Raw genomic sequence first — 15,893 nt, 5'->3', positions numbered from 1 at the left:
CAGGGACGAAACTATGCGCAAACTGCTTCTTTCCAATGATGACGGCGTGCATGCGCCGGGTTTGAAAGCGCTTCATGATGCGCTTTCATCGCATGCAAGCATCAGGGTGATCGCCCCCGACCGTGATCGAAGCGGGGCCAGTAACTCTCTGACCCTATCCAAGCCTTTGTCATTAATGGCGATGGATAACGGGTTTTACAGTGTTGATGGCACGCCAGCAGATTGTGTTTACCTTGGGGTTAGTGACATCTGGGATGAGAAGCCGGATATGGTGATTTCCGGTATCAATCATGGCGGCAACCTGGGCGACGACGTGCTCTATTCCGGCACCGTGGCGGCGGCGATGGAGGGGCGCTCGTTAGGGATGCCTGCCATTGCCATTTCTCTAGCAGGGCATCGTTATTTTGAAACGGCCGGGCGGGTTGCGGCTAGTCTTGCCGGTGCCGCCGCAGAACTTGATCTACCCCCGCGTAGCTTGTTGAACGTGAATGTGCCCGATTTACCTTGGGAGCAGATCAAGGGCTTTCGGGTTACGCGGCTGGGCCATCGAGCGCCCGGGGCACAACCGTTGGCGATCGAGGACCCACGCGGACGCACGCGCTACTGGATCGCACCTTCGGGGCCGAATGCCGATACAGGGGAGGATACGGATTTTGCGGCGATCGAGGCTGGCTTTGTATCGATTACACCGCTGCAAACCGATCTGACGCGCCATAACGCGCTTGATGATGTTCAGGGTTGGCTTGATGCGCTGTCTCACTCCACATGATCTGACCGGTATCGGGATGACCTCGCAACGTACGCGTAATCGGCTAGTTGCGCGATTACGCGATAGCGGGATCACCAATGAGTGCGTGTTGAACATCATGGCCCAGGCACCTCGTCATTTATTTCTGGACGAGGCGTTTGGCCATCGTGCCTACGAAGATACGGCATTACCGATTGGCTATGGGCAGACCCTATCGCGGCCTTTCACCGTCGCACGGATGACTGAGCGTGTCCTTGAGCACGCACCCAAATGCGTGCTGGAAGTCGGGACGGGCTCGGGGTATCAAACGCTGGTGCTTTCAAGGCTTGTCCCGAGGGTTTACAGCATTGAGCGCATAAAGTCGTTTCATCACGCTGCGGCACAGCGCTTGAGAGGGCTTGGCGGCGATAATATCCAGCTTCACTATGGCGATGGCAGCGCTGGTTGGGCCGATAAGGCACCGTTTGACGTGATATTGCTGACGGCTTGCGCACCTGCGCTTCCTCAGGCGCTGATCACACAATTACCCGTAGGTGGCGTCATGATTGCGCCGTTGCAGGATGAACAGGGTAACCAGTGGCTGACCCGGATACGCCGCCTGAAAGAAGGTTTTCAACAACGACGGCTCGAGGCAGTCAGATTCGTGCCACTAGTAAAAGGAGTTACCCGGTGAAGCGAATGCTCTCACTATTTCTCAAGGGCGCAGGGATGGGGGCGGCAGACGCCGTGCCTGGTGTTTCCGGCGGCACTATTGCCTTTGTTACCGGTATCTATGAAGAATTGATTCATACCATCAAGCGCTTCGGCCCCAGTGCCTTTACCGCCTGGCGGGATGGCGGCTGGACGAGGCTTTACGAGCACCTCAATCTTGGCTTTTTAGTACCCTTGATGCTGGGCATTCTGACCAGTCTGATCACGGTGGCGCATTTTGTTACCTACCTGATGGATGCTTATCCATTATTGTTGAACGCTTTTTTCTTTGGGCTGGTACTGGCATCGGCAATTGTTGTCGCGCAGCGTCTGGATGGGTGGCGGCTCTGGCATGTGCTGCCGCTGTTGGCTGGGGTGCTTCTGGCCTCGCAGTTGCCGCATTTGCTGCCTAGTGGCGGTAGTAGCGGCTGGGTGCTGTTCCTTGGTGGCGCCATTGCTATCAGCGCGATGTTACTGCCGGGGGTGTCGGGAAGTTTTCTTTTGCTGGTAATGGGGCTTTACGGCACGGTCATGGGGGCGATCAAGGGGTTTGAAGTCTTGACGCTGACCCAGTTTGCGGCAGGATGTCTGGTGGGGCTTTTTACGTTTTCCCGTTTGCTGTCCTGGCTGTTCAAGCATCACCACGCCGCGACGCTGCAGCTGTTGATTGGTTTTATTCTCGGTTCCTTGCCAACGTTATGGCCTTGGCGTGAGCTGACGCGCTATCGGCTGGGTGAGAATGGCGATATCGTGCCGCTGGACTATCGTTTTCTGATGCCAAGTGATTACAGCTCAGTCACAGGTGAGCCTGCACAACTGTGGCTGGCCATCGCCTTGATGGTGGTGGGTTTCGCGCTTGTCATGCTGGTCGGTGAGCGTTCGTCTTCTGCAACACAAATGCCTGAATCCAAGGAGAATCGCGACAATGGCTAAGACCACGATCCTGTGGCTTCCACTGACGCTGGCCGTCACCCTGACGGGTTGTGTGTCCAACACCAGCGCACCGGTCATCGAAGATGCATCGTTTAATCAAAGCGCGCCGAAAGGGCTTTACACCGTCAAGCGTGGAGACACGATTTATAGCATCGCCTGGCAGCAGAACATCGACTTTCGCCAGTTGGCAGAATTGAACAATCTGGCGCCGCCGTACAATATTCAACCTGGTCAGTCGCTGCGTCTTGACAACGGTACTACCGCCCCGACCGGGCCAGTGGATCAAAGCTCAGGTGTACGTACCATTGCCTTGGGGGATACCACTCAGCAGGGCAGCAGTGATGATACTGATGATTCCTGGCTCTTGTCTGATCAGAGCGCCGGATCCAGCCCGCAGGCCACTCCCAGCACTAGCCCGAATGTCAGCAATACGGCTGCCAAATCGGCAATGACCGTAAGTGGTGGCGCTGCTGGTGCTGTGGCCTCAGCACCGAGCTCATCATCTCCATCGCAGAAGAGCGATCAAGCGGGCTCGTCATCTGCCAGTCAACCCTCGTCCCAGCAAGAAACAGGCACCAGCGTGGCCGGCGAACAGCCAGTGGCGCCATCGACAAAACGGACCTATACGCCGGTGAGTAACGTCAACTGGCAGTGGCCGGTAATGGGTGACATTGTCGGTACTTTTGCAGATAAAACGAATTTAACCGCTGGCATTGATATCGCGGGTCAAAAGGGGCAATCTGTAAAAGCAGCGGGACCGGGCATAGTGGTTTATGCCGGCAGTGGTGTTCGTGGTTATGGCAATCTGATCATTCTTAAACACAACGACCATTTCCTCAGTGCTTATGCACATAATGACACGTTACGCGTCAAGGAAAACGATGTGGTGGAGACCGGTCAGGTTATCGCTACCATGGGCAGTAGCGAAGCTGATCAGGTCAAGCTGCACTTCGAAATACGCCAGGATGGCCAGCCGAAGGATCCGTTGAAGTTCTTACCGGATCGCTGAGATCCATGGACGCTGTCTGCTCCTTCGAGGTGGGCAGCGATGAAAAAGCATTCCATAGAACTAATGTAGTACAAAATAACTCGAGCGACCCGCTTCTGGGCATGGAAAGCTTCGGACGATAAGGGGAAAATCGATATGAGCGTAGTTGAACAGGACTTGCAGGACGTCGATATCGAAGAAAATGAAGTTGAGCTGGAACTCGACGATGACAAGGAGGATAAGGACGCGTTTGAGAAAGCGCTGAATCGCGAGGAACGGCAATACCATCAAAGTCTCGATGCCACTCAAATCTATCTTAACGAGATCGGTTTTTCGCCGCTTTTAACGCCTGAGGAGGAAGTTCACTTCGGTCGTTTGGCCCAGAAGGGAGATCCCGCTGGTCGTCAACGGATGATTGAATCCAACCTGCGTCTGGTAGTGAAAATCTCTCGACGCTATCTCAACCGGGGCCTGTCTCTACTCGATCTGATCGAGGAAGGTAACCTAGGCCTTATCCGTGCTGTCGAAAAATTCGATCCTGAGCGCGGTTTCCGGTTCTCCACATACGCCACTTGGTGGATTCGCCAGACCATCGAGCGGGCGTTGATGAATCAGACCCGTACCATCCGACTGCCGATTCACGTGGTCAAGGAACTCAACGTTTATCTGCGCGCTGCACGCGAGCTGACTCAAAAGCTTGACCATGAAGCGACCGCCGAAGAAATCGCTGAGCATCTTGATAAACCGGTAGAAACGGTCAAGAAGATGTTGGGACTGAATGAACGGGTTTCTTCCGTTGACTATCCTCTCGGTGGTGAAAGTGACAAGCCGTTGGTCGATACGCTTGCCGATGATACCGAAGCGGGGCCGGAGTCAAATCTGGTCGACTTTGACGTCAAGGCACATGTAGACGAATGGCTGGCGGAACTGACCGAAAAGCAGATGGAAGTTGTCGTAAGACGCTTCGGCCTGCGGGGTCATGAAGCTGCAACGCTTGAGGAAGTCGGTGAAGAGATCGGTCTGACACGCGAACGTGTACGTCAGATTCAGGTCGAGGCGCTCAAGAAACTGCGTCGCATGCTCGAAAAGCAAGGGCTATCGCTTGATGCCATTTTCGAGTAAGACGCATGGACAGCTGCTGCACGTTTGAGTAGCAGATAAAGATAGGCGGAGCCTGCCACAAGCAGACTCCGCCTATCTGGTTATAGAAGCCGACTTATTTTTTGCTGGCGTTCGCGATAGAATTACGCTTATAAACATTCGATCTTGTATGTAAACCGTCTTATCATGCATTAATCTCAATGCATCGCAGGGACGTTTTGAAATGATCCGTGCAGGACGTAAGAAAGCCCGCAGCTTGCGATTCCACGCCACGCATTCGAGCGTTTATTCTCTGCTGACGTTCAACCCGTGGACGGCCGTGCTGTCCCTTAACAGGAAAGTTCCGATGTCGAAGTTCAGAGTGCTGCCACTGGTGTTTGCCATCTCGATGGCCAGCCAGGCCCAAGCAGCCGATCTGCTCACGATCGCGCGTGATGCGCTGGCCAATAACGCAAGCCTTGCAGCCTCGCAAGCCGGATACAGTAGTACCAAAGAAGGGATAGACATCGCCCGCGGGGCTTTATTACCGCAGATCACGGCGAGCGGTAGTATGACGCACTACGACGTGGTCGAGTCCCAGTCGAGTAGCACTAGTACTGCTAGTGCCGCCAGTGCTACAGATACTACAGCTGCCGCAAGTACCAATGCAGGTACGGATGATGACCATTACACCTCTACTGCTGTTAGCGTGCAGGCTACCCAGGCGCTGTTTGATGCGACCAACTGGTATAACCTGGAGGCGGCCAAGCGCAGTGCGGCGCAGGAAGCGCTGACACTCGCCGAAGATCGCCAACAGGTGCTCTACGATGTTGCCAATGCCTACTTCGAAGTACTACGGGCTCGCGATCAGCTCGATGCGCTACGCGCCGAGGAACGCGCTATCGGCCGTCAGCGTGAACAGACACAAGAGCAGTTCAATGTCGGTGTGATTGCCTCTACTGACGTGCAGGAAGCCGAGGCCAGCTATGATCAGGTCCGTGCCGAACGCATCGCTCAGGAAAGCACGCTTGAGGTCAACTTTGAAGCCCTCGAACGCTTGACGGGCAAGCGTTATGCCAGCATCGACGGGCTTGCCGACGACCTGCCTATCGAGCACCCGCAGCCAAGCTCCCGCAGTGCCTGGGTGGAAATGGCGAACTCTCAGAATCTGGCATTGCAGGCTGCACGGGCAGGTATCGATATTGCCCGCGCCAATGTTGATGTGGCACGTGCCGGTCATTACCCGACGCTGGATGCCGTGGCAGCCTACGATTATAGTCGCAGCAGTGTAGACTACCTGCGTGGTCATGGCGAAGAGGCATCCATCGGTGTGCAACTTTCCCTGCCCATCTATACCGGTGGCTCTACCAGTGCACAGGTACGTCAGAATACCTATCTGCTTGAACAGGCTCAGTTCCAGGCCGAGGATCAGTTGCGTGACGCTTCGCAGCAAGTAAGGTCCTACTTCTCCCAAGTTGCCAGTAACGTGCTTTCTGTCGCAGCCTACAAACGCGCCATCGAATCGAACCGCAGCTCTCTTGAGGCGACACGCAATGGCTACGAGGTGGGAACACGTACCATTGTCGATGTGCTTGATGCGCAGGAAAACCTCTATACGGCAATCTACAACTATGCCGGGGCGCGTTACGACTACGTGCTTAACCTGCTCGCGCTGCGTCAACAAGCTGGCATACTCGATACTGACAGTCTCGATGCGCTCAACAAGTGGTTACGCGCAGATAAACCGGTTAGCCTGGATATTAAGCAAGATACAGGTGATATCGAGCTCGGTAATGGCCAGTACAACAACCGCTCCAATCCGATGGCCGGCCTTGCCAATGGCGGTTGAGTACGTTTAAACGTTGTTGTGATGTGTGGATGCGTATGGACGTGATGCCCGGTCTTGCCGGGCATTTTCGTTGTAAATGAGTGAGCGGTGGCGGTTTCTCCATTCCTTGCGGTAATTACAGCGTATTACTTTGCTTTTTAGATAGTTTTCATCATCTTAGCCGTGCATTGCGGAGCTGCATCCCAAATAATAAATGTTTCATCCCTCCAGGAGGAACACGATGGCGCGGCCGTTGCACGTCATGATCGATCTTGATGCCTTGCGTCATAATTATCGTCTCGCCTGCGCGTGTGCGCCGTTGAGCCAAACGCTCGCAGTTGTGAAGGCGAATGCCTACGGCCATGGGGCACTGGCTTGTGCCCAGGCGCTTGCCGATGTGGCACCGGCCTTTGCGGTCGCTTCGATTGAAGAGGCGATGGTGCTGCGTGAAGGCGGCATTACCCAGCCGATCGTCCTGCTCGAAGGTTTCTTCGATGCCTCTGAACTTGAGGTGATCTCTCGAGAAGGACTATGGACAGCGGTGCATTCCCATTGGCAGGTAGAGGCGCTATGTGCGCGTCATCTTGATCCGCCCGTTCCGGTCTGGGTCAAGCTCGACTCGGGCATGCATCGGTTGGGTTTCGAAGAGCAAGGCATTGACGCCGTATGGCAGCGACTGCAAGCGCACTCTGGCGTCGGTGAACTTCATCTGATGACGCACTTTGCCACAGCGGATATGTTGGATAGCGCCTATTTCAAGCGGCAGCTAGCAAGTGTCATGGCAGTGCGCGAGCGTCTTGATGCTCCGGTCTGTTTGGCCAATTCACCGGCTACGCTAGTATGGCCGGAGGCGCACGGGCAGTGGAATCGTCCGGGGATCATGTTGTATGGCGCCGATCCGCTGGAAGGTAACAATGACATGAGCCGGCGTCTTCGGCCGGTAATGACGCTGCAAAGCGAAATCATCGCCGTCCGTGAGGTCGCCAGTGGGGAGCGTATCGGTTACGGTGGACGCTTTGTTACCTCGCGTCCTTCGCGTATCGGTGTGGTCGCCTGTGGTTACGGCGACGGCTATGATCGTCATGCTGTCGACGGTACGCCGGTCCTGGTCGATGGTTTACGCGCCAAGGTGGCTGGCAAGGTCTCGATGGATATGATGACGGTTGATCTGACCGACCTGCCTCAGGCGGATATCGGCTCGACGGTGACGCTATGGGGAAACGGACCTAACGGTACGACTCTTGACGTCAATGAGGTTGCCGTTTACTGCGATACCATCAGCTATACCTTGCTGACCGGCATTTTACCGAGGGTGCCCAGACGTTATTACGACGGGCACCACGACCCGCAGTAATGGCTGCGATGTGACGTATGCTTCGCGGCGGTCTAGAATGACCGCCGTTTCATTGACTGTCGCATTAATCGATTATGAGACCATGGCCAAGAAAAAAGCCCCTTATCCCGGCAACTTTGCCCATCCACGTTACTGGCCTACCTGGCTCGCTATCACCCTGATGCGTCTGGGAGCCTGGCTCCCCTGGCGGCTCAAGCTATGGGTCGGACGAGCAATAGGCGAGATGGTATGGCGTATCGCCAAGCGTCGTCGCCATATCACCGAGACCAATCTGAGACTGTGCTTTCCCGAACTCAATGAGGACGAGCACTATCGGTTGGTGCGCAAGACGTTTCATGCCAACGGTATCGGTATTCTCGAAACCGCCACCGGCTGGTGCAGAAACCCCGAGCACATGCGTGACCGCGTGACATTCAAGGGGGCTGAGCACATGGAGCGCGCCATGGCTCAAGGCAAGGGCGCACTGATTATCGGTATCCACTTCTCGACGCTCGATCTCGGCGGGGCGCTGCATTCGCTATTCTTTCCGGCCGATGTGGTCTACCGTCCGCATGACAATCCCGTTTTTGAAGACTTCATGACCAAGGCACGACGGCATATTTTCGGCGCGGCCATTGATCGTCATGATCTGCGTGGTGTGGTGCGCCGGATCAAGTCTGGGAATGCGGTATGGTATTCGCCGGATCAGGATTTCGGTCGCGAAGCGAGCGTGTTCGCACCGTTTTTCGGCATCGATGCGGCATCGATCAAGTTGACGGCGAAGATTGCCAAGATGACCGGCGCGCCTGTGATGCCCTTGATGTTCCACCGCAATCCGGACAACCGCACGTATACGCTTGAGTACCTTCCGGCCTTCGAGGATTTTCCCTCTGGTGATGAGGTGGCCGATGCCGCGCGGATCAACGGTTTCATTGAACAGGCGATCCGCAAGCATCCCGAGCAGTATTTATGGTTACATCGGCGCTTCAAGACGCGTCCGGAAGGCGAGCCGTCGCCTTACTGAGCATGAAATACAGTAAGAAAAAACGCCCCGCTGAGAGGGGCGTTTTTATTCAAGCGTTGCCAGTATCGATCACTTAGGCGTCGATACGCTTGTACTTGGTGCGCTTGGGGGTATCGCTACCCATCCGCTTGCGGTGATCTTCTTCGTAATCCGTGTAGTTACCTTCGAAGAACACCACTTCGGAATCACCTTCATAGGCGAGAATATGCGTGGCGACGCGATCAAGGAACCAGCGGTCGTGCGATATCACCAGAGCGCAGCCGGGGAAGGCCAGCAAGGCTTCTTCAAGTGCGCGCAGCGTCTCGATATCCAGGTCATTGGAAGGCTCGTCAAGCAGCAGCACATTAGCGCCCTGCTTGAGTGTCTGGGCGAGTTGCAGACGCCCACGTTCGCCACCGGATAGATCCCTGAGAAACTTCTGCTGGTCGTTGCCCTTGAAGTTAAACCGGCCAACATAGGCTCGCGAAGACACTTCGTAGCCATTGATGTTGAGGGTATCGTGCCCGTCGGAAACGGCCTGCCACACAGTCTGGTTATCATCCAGATGGTCGCGTAGCTGCTCGACATAAGCGATATCGACAGTCTCACCGATCACCACTTCACCGCTATCGGGCTGTTCCTTGCCGGTAATCAGCTTGAAAAGCGTCGATTTCCCCGCGCCGTTACCGCCGACGATACCGACAATCGCCCCCTTGGGGACGGAGAATGACAGGTTCTCGAACAGGACCTTGTCTTCAAAGCGCTTGGTGACGTTATGAAGCTCGATCACCTTGTCCCCGAGACGCTGACCGGGCGGAATGTAGATCTCGTTGGTCTCGTTGCGCTTCTGGAAGTCGCCGGATTGCATTTCCTCGAAGCGGGACAAACGCGCCTTGCTCTTGGCCTGACGCCCCTTAGGATTCTGTCGAACCCATTCGAGTTCCTGCTTGATGGCCCTCTGACGGGAAGCCTCCTGTTTGGCTTCCTGCTCAAGGCGCTTTTCCTTGCCTTCAAGCCAGGCGGAGTAGTTGCCTTCAAAAGGAATGCCGCGGCCCCGGTCGAGTTCGAGAATCCAGCCCGCAGCGTTGTCGAGGAAGTAACGGTCGTGGGTAACGGCGACTACGGTGCCGGTGTATTCGACCAGAAAGCGCTCAAGCCACGCGACCGATTCCGCATCCAAGTGGTTGGTGGGCTCATCGAGCAGCAGCATGTCAGGGTTGGAAAGCAGTAGCCGGCACAGCGCCACGCGGCGGCGCTCGCCACCGGAGAGATTACCGACCTTGGCCTCCCAGGGCGGGAGGCGCAGCGCATCGGCAGCAACTTCCAGCTTGCGTTCCAGGTTATGGGCATCGCTGGCCTCGATCAGGTTTTCAAGGCGCGCCTGTTCGGCGGCGAGTGCATCGAAGTCGGCATCCGGCTCTGCATAGGCCGCGTAGACAGCGTCAAGCTTCTGCTGGGCTTCGGTAATTTCGGAGACGGCTTCCTCGACAATCTCGCGGACAGTCTTTTCGTCGTCGAGCTGCGGCTCCTGCGGTAGATAGCCGACATTGATATTCGGCATTGGCCGCGCTTCGCCGTGATACTCCTGATCGACACCGGCCATGATGCGAATCAGTGAAGATTTACCGGCACCGTTCAAGCCCAATACGCCGATCTTGGCGCCTGGGAAAAAGGAGAGTGAAATATCCTTGAGAATTTCGCGTTTAGGCGGGACGGTCTTACCCACCCGATTCATGGTGTAAACGTATTGCGCCATGGGAATCCGGTTAGTGGTTGAGAGGGTGAAAAGGGATGAATTCTATCATGCATGTGCCGCGTCTCTGGCTCCTTCAGCGACACCTGACTGTGTGACTAGCATGCCCGTTCAAGTGATACGATGATAGTGATACAACGCAGCTAACACCAGTGTATGCCCTTGTTCGCTTGCCGGCGTCGGTCTTATCGTGTTGCCGGGATGGCAATAGCAATGAAAACGGACGCCTGAGCGTCCGTTTTGGTTTCATTGATCAAGAAGATGAAAATTACTCTTCTTCATTGTCATCGAAGTCCCAATCGTCTTCGATATTTTGTTGTAACCGACGCTCTTCGAGAAGTGCTTCCACACGTCGGCGTGCGCCGAGGGTGTCCTTGATATTACGGGATTTTGATTCGCCGTAATTGCCATCGTTCATGGCCTCGAAGTCGTCACTGTCATCGAGATATAGCTCGGTGCTCATAGCGTCGCCTCCCATGAAAAAACGATAATGCGTGTAAGCTCGCTGTATAACGTTCTTTTCAAAGAGAGGCAAGAAAAAAGCATTGACAATGATGAAATTTACCTGAATAGCCTTGATAGTCTTTGTTAATTAGTCATTCTCAAGGCGGGACTTAAGCTTTTCCAACTCCTGCTGAGCCTCGACCAGATCGGTCACATCCTTTTGTATCCCGATGAAGTAAAGCAAATGATCTTCATCGTTGTGAACCGGAGTGATAGACAGCTCGTTCCAGAACATGCTGCCATCCTTGCGATAATTGCGGATAACTTCCTTGCATGTTTCGCCGGCTGCCAATGCCTTGCGCAAGCGGTCGAGTCCCGGCTGCTGATTGTCACCGTTTTGCAAAAAGCGGCAATCACGGTAGAGAATATCTTCAGCACTGTAGCCGGTCAGGTGCTCAAATCCCTGATTGACATAAATCAGAATGTCTTCGTTACCTTCACGTTCAGCCACCACAATACCGTCAACGGAGGCGTTTACGACACGTTCAAGCAGTTCGGGGCTAATCATGGGTGGGGGAGTCGTCATCAATCGCCGTCCTGTGAAATGATTCGTTAGAAGGCACGTCCATGAATAAGCTTATTATCCTGACGTGCCCGTATGAGTATGAAATGTCTACTATTGTTCGACCTCGTGCAAGCGATGGGCAAGCCCTGCGGCACAAAGCATGGTGACAGCGAGAATGGTCAAGACTGCAGCACTGCCCAGCCAATGAGCAAGCGCCCCTGCTGCTGCGCCTAGCATCAGCAGCAAACCGCCAGTCAGCGTATTGGATAGTGCTACATAGAGTGCGCGTTCCTGTTGGCTGGCAAGATCGATGACATAGGTCTTGCGCCCCAGTCGGATTCCGGCATGAGCGATTACTAGTAGGGCATAGAGCACCGCATAAGGCCAAATGGTGGCGGTCCAGGCAAAAGGCAGCCAGGCGCACAGCGCTGTCAGTGCACAGCAGATGGCTGCGCCAAGCCCGGCATCGCGCATCACATTCTTGCTGGAGCGGTCGGCGAGCCTGCCCCAGATAGGGCTGGCAATCATACTGGCAAGCCCGGATAGAATGATCAAAATGCCCAGTCCCTTGAGATTAGAGCCGCTTTTACCCTGACCAAGCAGGGCGATATAGGGAAGTGCCAGGGCGCTTGACAGCAGCAGCGCGCGACACAGGTTGAAGCGACGGAAATCGCGATCCTCTTGAAGTTTATGCCCACCGCGTACAAGGGTTCTCCAGGCATTTTCACCGCCTTCGGTTGCTCCGGGTACTTCACGAATTAGCGCTGAGAATAGCGCATTGACTCCCCAGCCTAGCGCTGCGATAGCGAGCAAGGCCGCCAGGGCAAGCTGGCTGGGGCGATCATCGAAAAGCACCAAAACGGCACCGGCAATGAGTGTGGCGGCCCCGGCCAGGCTACCGCTCCAACCGAGCAGGGCGCCACGATGCTGCTTGTCGATGGTCTTACCGAGTACATCCTTGGTAGCGATCGATGCTACGCCTCGTGCCAAGGAGAGCAGGGCCAACGTCGCCAGCACCAGTGCGCCGCCCCAACCGCCCTGTCCGAACACGGCCAGCAGCGCGAGCAAGGCTGCACATAAGCATTGCATCAGACTGCCTAGCGCCCAAACATATTTGCGCCTGGGCAGTGGACGGATCAGCCCGGCTACTATCAACTGTGGCAACAGCGCGCCGGCTTCTCGCAGTGGCACCAGCAGGCCGATCATCCATACTGGTGCACCGATCGCGCCCATTAGCCAAGGCAGAATCAGACGCGCACTGGCCATTTCATCCGCCAGCTTATTGCCCAGTGACGCGAGCAGTTGGCGTAAAAAATTACCGGGTTGTTCATGGCAGGCGTCTTCAGGGATATCCTTGCAAGTACGCCCATCGCTATCTCCGGTCAGCCATTCGTAGGCATGGTTCAGAGACAGTTCCTTATTGTCATCAGGCACGGCAGGTCCTTCTGCGGTTATGTAATGAGGCGTCAAGGGCGGCCAAGGCGAAAGATCCACTATCACTACACATGGAGAAACGTTGATGCGTATTACCATTCATTATTGTACCCAGTGCCATTGGCTATTACGTGCTGGCTGGTACGCCCAGGAGCTGTTGCAAACCTTCGGTGAGGATCTTGAGCAGGTCGCGCTTGCCCCAAGTCATGGTGGTCACTTCGATGTGATCGCCGATGATGAAGTGATCTGGGAACGTAAGCGCGACGGTGGTTTCCCCGATATCAAGGAGCTAAAGCGGCGTGTGCGCGACCGCCTCGACCCGGAGCGTGACCTGGGCCATATCGATCGTTAGTCCGAACAGCAAGTGATGGCGATACGGCTTACCACCAGTGCCAGCGCTTCAGTACGGCCATGACGCCGGCGCCGACGAGCAAGCTTAGGAACACGACGCTGACGAATCCCAGCGGGCTCTCCGCGCCGGGAATGCCGCCGACGTTGATGCCAAGCAGGCCGGTCAGAAAGGTCAGCGGCAGGAATATCGCCGTCATGATCGCCATCAGGTACATGCGCTCATTGAGGCGTTCGTTATGTTCGTTCCATATCTGCTCCTGCAGAATCAGCGCGCGCTCCTGCATGGCATTGAAATCCTCGACGTAACGATAGAGCAGGTTGGCCGATTCACGCAGCCACAGCCGTGCGGTTTCATCCAGACCGCTGGTGTCTTCGGCAAGCTTGCTCAGGCAGTGGCTCTGCGGCTCCATGAAACGACGTAGCGTGATCAGCGGTCTTCTCACCCGCGTCAGGTCATCACCATCAATATCGATGTCGTTGAGCTGATTTTCTTCGAGTTCGCCGAGCTGGGTATCGATCCGGTGACTGAGATCACCGACTCGGTCGATAATCGCATCGGCCATGCCGGCGAGCAGTTCAGCGACATTGCGTGCACCTTCGCCCGCATGAAGATACTCACGCACGCGCAGCACCGACTGCAAAGGCCGCCGACGCAGGGTGATCAAGCGGTTGGGTGTGATCCATACCCGCAGCGAGAGCATATCCTCAGGCGCCGAGCCGGGGTTGAGATTGACGCCGCGCAGGGTCGTGACCAACCCTCCGGAAAAACGGGCGACACGAGGACGAGTGTCTTCCTCAACCAGCGCTTCAATAACATCTTCATGCAGGGCAGCAATATCGTGTAAATAGGTGTTGACGTCATCGAAGCTGAAGTCGAGGTGCATCCACAGCTGCCCATCGTCATGTTGCCAACGCTCCTGTAGTGCCTGGTTATCGAGGGCTTCCCCTCCACCTTGTCCATCAAGCCGGTAGGCGGCGACAAAAGAGGTCTGAGGCTGCGACATGCCGTGTTCCTGTTCTGAATGATGATATTGATGTGCTGAGCGCGTTCTGCAGGGCGTAAATGACGGCAGGCGCGGCAGTCAAACGTATCGCACAGGCCGTTGTATCCTGCTAGCGTCGCAACATTGTGAACGCCATGATGCGTTTCGTTTATACGACAGGCAAGGAGCATAAGCAGTGACTCGGGATCAGCGTGCAATGCTTTATGGCGTGGGAGCGGTGGGACTGTGGTCAACCGTGGCGACGGCATTCAAATGGTCGCTTGCAACCATGCGACCGATCGAGCTGATGAGTATTGCGGCGTTAGTGTCCTGGGCATTTATTAGCATGCTGGTAATGCGCAAGGGCGAGATGCCTACAGCGCTGCGCCATGGCTGGCACCAGGCGCTCTGGGCGGGGATGATGAATCCCGTCGCTTATTACCTGATGTTGTTTGCCGCCTATGATCGTTTGCCGGGGCAGGAGGCTATGGCGATCAACTATACGTGGGCGCTAACCATGGCCTTGCTTGCCGTGCCGATTCTCAAACAGCGCCTGACGCTGGTTGATCTGGCGGCAGGCCTGATCAGCTATGCCGGGGTATGGGTAATCGCGACCCGGGGTGACGTGTTCAATGTGAACTTTGCCGACCCGGTGGGCGTGGGGCTGGCGCTGTTCAGTACGTTGCTGTGGGCGCTGTATTGGCTGTTCAATCGCCGTGATGAGCGTGCACCGCTTGTCGCGCAGTGGCAGAACTTTACCGTTGGGCTACCCGTGCTATGGGGGTTGATGCTCTGGCAGACCGGCCTGCAATGGCACGGTTGGGCAAGCCTTGGCGCGGGTGTCTATGTGGGCTTGTGCGAGATGGGAATAGCCTTCGTGCTGTGGCAACTGGCGGTACATACCGTCTCGCGTACGGCAAAGGTATCGAATCTGATCTTCTTGTCACCGCCGATCTCGCTGCTGCTGCTTCATGTTGTGATTGGCGAGCCAATCCTGTCGTCAACGCTGCTTGGGCTGGTGCTGATTCTTGGCGGTTTAGGAATGCAGCAGTTGCAGAAGGCGCCGCAGGATGATGCTGTGGCAGAGCATTAGTCCGTGCGTTAGCACCTGTTCGCCAATTAAAAGCCGCTCGAATGAGCGGCTTGCATCACAGAGTTCTACGTTCGATCAAGCGTTATCGTTCAGTACGTCCGTCACTACCGGCCAGATGTTATCCAGCATGATCGGCTGGCCCTTGGCGTTAGGATGGATCTGATCGCGCTGCATCAGGTCGTCATGTAGCGCAACACCTTCTAGGATAAAAGGTACATAGGGGATGTCGTACTGTTTGGCGAGCTGCGGATAAACATCGCGGATCGCGTTGGCATAGCTCTCGCCATAGTTGGGGGGAATCATGATGCCGAGCAGCGCGACGCGAGCACCGGCGTCCTGACTCATTTCGATCATGCGGGCGAGATTGTTCTTCATCTGCTCTGGCGGTAGGCCACGCAGCCCGTCGTTGCCACCCAGCTCAAGCAGGACGACATCGGGGTTAAACTTCTCAAGCGCATCAGGAAGGCGCTCCAGACCACCGGAGGTGGTGTCGCCGCTGATACTGGCATTGACGACGCGATGTTCATCGCCAAGACGCTGCTGCAGCAGATGGACCCAGCCTGCATCGCGATCGATGCCATGGGCGGCGCTCAGACTGTCACCGAGCACTAACACCGTATCTGCTCGTGCCATACCGGCCAGCAATAGGCCTGATACGAGCATGAGC

At 55.8% G+C, this 15,893-nt stretch carries 16 protein-coding genes; 10 read left to right on the top strand and 6 right to left on the bottom strand.

Translation table 11 applies throughout. The features are described 5' to 3' along the window. Positions 1–13: 13 nt before the first annotated feature. From surE to lpxL, 8 genes are all read left to right on the top strand, one after another. The gene (gene surE, locus C3Z11_RS15075; protein ID WP_106478771.1) at positions 14–769 is read left to right on the top strand and encodes a 5'/3'-nucleotidase SurE; all 756 of its coding nucleotides are present in this window, start codon (positions 14–16) and stop codon (positions 767–769) included. Beyond that, positions 747–1,421, top strand: coding sequence for a protein-L-isoaspartate(D-aspartate) O-methyltransferase (locus C3Z11_RS15070; protein WP_106478770.1), 675 nt, complete (start codon positions 747–749; stop codon positions 1,419–1,421). The genes surE and C3Z11_RS15070 overlap by 23 nt, the downstream gene beginning before the upstream one ends. After that, the gene (locus tag C3Z11_RS15065; protein WP_106478769.1) at positions 1,418–2,371 is read left to right on the top strand and encodes a DUF368 domain-containing protein; all 954 of its coding nucleotides are present in this window, start codon (positions 1,418–1,420) and stop codon (positions 2,369–2,371) included. The genes C3Z11_RS15070 and C3Z11_RS15065 overlap by 4 nt, the downstream gene beginning before the upstream one ends. Continuing rightward, entirely contained in the window at positions 2,364–3,380 is a 1,017-nt protein-coding gene (locus C3Z11_RS15060; RefSeq protein ID WP_106478768.1) for a peptidoglycan DD-metalloendopeptidase family protein, read from the top strand. Before C3Z11_RS15065 ends, C3Z11_RS15060 begins: the two co-directional genes overlap by 8 nt. A gap of 135 nt (positions 3,381–3,515) precedes the next feature. Next, positions 3,516–4,481, top strand: a complete 966-nt coding sequence (gene rpoS / locus C3Z11_RS15055) for an RNA polymerase sigma factor RpoS (protein ID WP_106478767.1) — start codon at positions 3,516–3,518, stop codon at positions 4,479–4,481. Positions 4,482–4,806: 325 nt separating this feature from the next. Next, positions 4,807–6,288 (top strand): TolC family outer membrane protein, encoded by a 1,482-nt coding sequence (locus tag C3Z11_RS15050; RefSeq protein WP_106478766.1) that lies wholly within the window; start codon positions 4,807–4,809, stop codon positions 6,286–6,288. Between the two features lie 220 nt (positions 6,289–6,508). Further along, positions 6,509–7,621: an alanine racemase gene (gene alr / locus C3Z11_RS15045; RefSeq protein ID WP_106478765.1), complete on the top strand. Its 1,113-nt coding sequence runs from the start codon at positions 6,509–6,511 to the stop codon at positions 7,619–7,621. Between the two features lie 82 nt (positions 7,622–7,703). Further along, complete coding sequence (gene lpxL / locus C3Z11_RS15040; protein ID WP_106479068.1) at positions 7,704–8,624, top strand: LpxL/LpxP family Kdo(2)-lipid IV(A) lauroyl/palmitoleoyl acyltransferase; 921 nt, start codon at positions 7,704–7,706, stop codon at positions 8,622–8,624. A 73-nt stretch (positions 8,625–8,697) separates the two neighbouring features. Here the strand turns inward: lpxL and ettA are convergent, their stop codons facing one another. From ettA to C3Z11_RS15020, 4 genes are all read right to left on the bottom strand, one after another. Continuing rightward, a complete protein-coding gene (gene ettA, locus C3Z11_RS15035; RefSeq protein ID WP_106478764.1) occupies positions 8,698–10,359 on the bottom strand; it encodes an energy-dependent translational throttle protein EttA in 1,662 nt (553 codons plus the stop codon). 265 nt (positions 10,360–10,624) lie between these two features. Then, on the bottom strand, positions 10,625–10,819 hold the full coding sequence (locus C3Z11_RS15030) for a PA3496 family putative envelope integrity protein (protein ID WP_262927430.1): 195 nt from the start codon (positions 10,817–10,819) through the stop codon (positions 10,625–10,627). 129 nt (positions 10,820–10,948) lie between these two features. Next, a complete protein-coding gene (locus C3Z11_RS15025; protein ID WP_262927429.1) occupies positions 10,949–11,386 on the bottom strand; it encodes a PAS domain-containing protein in 438 nt (145 codons plus the stop codon). Between the two features lie 90 nt (positions 11,387–11,476). Then, positions 11,477–12,799, bottom strand: a complete 1,323-nt coding sequence (locus C3Z11_RS15020) for an MFS transporter (protein ID WP_262927428.1) — start codon at positions 12,797–12,799, stop codon at positions 11,477–11,479. An 82-nt stretch (positions 12,800–12,881) separates the two neighbouring features. Between C3Z11_RS15020 and C3Z11_RS15015 the strand changes: the two genes are divergently transcribed. Next, positions 12,882–13,151 (top strand): SelT/SelW/SelH family protein, encoded by a 270-nt coding sequence (locus C3Z11_RS15015; protein ID WP_106478761.1) that lies wholly within the window; start codon positions 12,882–12,884, stop codon positions 13,149–13,151. A 28-nt stretch (positions 13,152–13,179) separates the two neighbouring features. Here the strand turns inward: C3Z11_RS15015 and C3Z11_RS15010 are convergent, their stop codons facing one another. Next, positions 13,180–14,154, bottom strand: a complete 975-nt coding sequence (locus C3Z11_RS15010; RefSeq protein WP_106478760.1) for a zinc transporter ZntB — start codon at positions 14,152–14,154, stop codon at positions 13,180–13,182. A 196-nt stretch (positions 14,155–14,350) separates the two neighbouring features. Between C3Z11_RS15010 and C3Z11_RS15005 the strand changes: the two genes are divergently transcribed. Further along, positions 14,351–15,226: a DMT family transporter gene (locus tag C3Z11_RS15005; RefSeq protein ID WP_394810223.1), complete on the top strand. Its 876-nt coding sequence runs from the start codon at positions 14,351–14,353 to the stop codon at positions 15,224–15,226. Positions 15,227–15,301: 75 nt separating this feature from the next. Here C3Z11_RS15005 and C3Z11_RS15000 read toward each other — a convergent pair whose 3' ends face one another. Then, the gene (locus C3Z11_RS15000; protein WP_262927427.1) at positions 15,302–15,889 is read right to left on the bottom strand and encodes an arylesterase; all 588 of its coding nucleotides are present in this window, start codon (positions 15,887–15,889) and stop codon (positions 15,302–15,304) included. Positions 15,890–15,893 lie beyond the last annotated feature (4 nt).

The sequence above is a fragment of the Phytohalomonas tamaricis genome (assembly GCF_003012345.1).
Classification (GTDB): domain Bacteria; phylum Pseudomonadota; class Gammaproteobacteria; order Pseudomonadales; family Halomonadaceae; genus Phytohalomonas; species Phytohalomonas tamaricis.
This window is presented reverse-complemented; position numbering and strand designations above follow the sequence as displayed.